The sequence below is a fragment of the Ensifer sp. NM-2 genome (genome assembly GCF_003024455.1).
Lineage (GTDB): Bacteria > Pseudomonadota > Alphaproteobacteria > Rhizobiales > Rhizobiaceae > Ensifer > Ensifer canadensis.
In genome coordinates, this window is record NZ_PVZR01000143.1 from 1 (window position 1) to 451 (window position 451).

Annotated in this window: 1 protein-coding gene; it reads right to left on the reverse strand. The window is 72.5% G+C overall.

Features of this window, described 5'->3' with window-relative positions; all coding sequences use genetic code 11:
* Position 1: 1 nt before the first annotated feature.
* The coding region (locus C6558_RS39190) for an acyl-CoA dehydrogenase family protein (RefSeq protein ID WP_256372005.1) at positions 2–451 on the reverse strand (450 nt) is incomplete at its 5' end.

The following is a 451-nucleotide window of genomic DNA, read 5'->3' on the forward strand; positions in this document are numbered from 1 at the left end:
CTCACACGAACGCGCCGACCCCCGTGATCTCGCGGCCGATGATCAGCCCCTGCACGGTCTCGGTGCCCTCGTAGGTGTGGATCGCCTCGATGTCCGCGAAGTGGCGAGCCACCTCGTTCTGGATGAGGATGCCGTTGCCACCGAGCAGGTCGCGCGCGTTCGCGGCGATGGACCGCGCGGCGCGCGTCGCCGAGTACTTGGCCATGGACGCCATCGGCCCGGTGAGCCGGCCCTCGTCCTCGAGCCGGGTCGCACGCAGCACGAGCAGCTGCACCTGGGTGAGCTGAGAGAGCATCTCGGCCAGGCGGGTCTGCACGCTCTGGGCGGCGGCCAGCGGCCGGCCGAACTGGACGCGCTGCCCCGCGTACTGCACCGCCGCCTCGTAGCAGCCCACGGCCTTCCCGAGGGCGGACCACGCGACGCCCGCGCGCGTGGCGAAGAGGACGCGGGA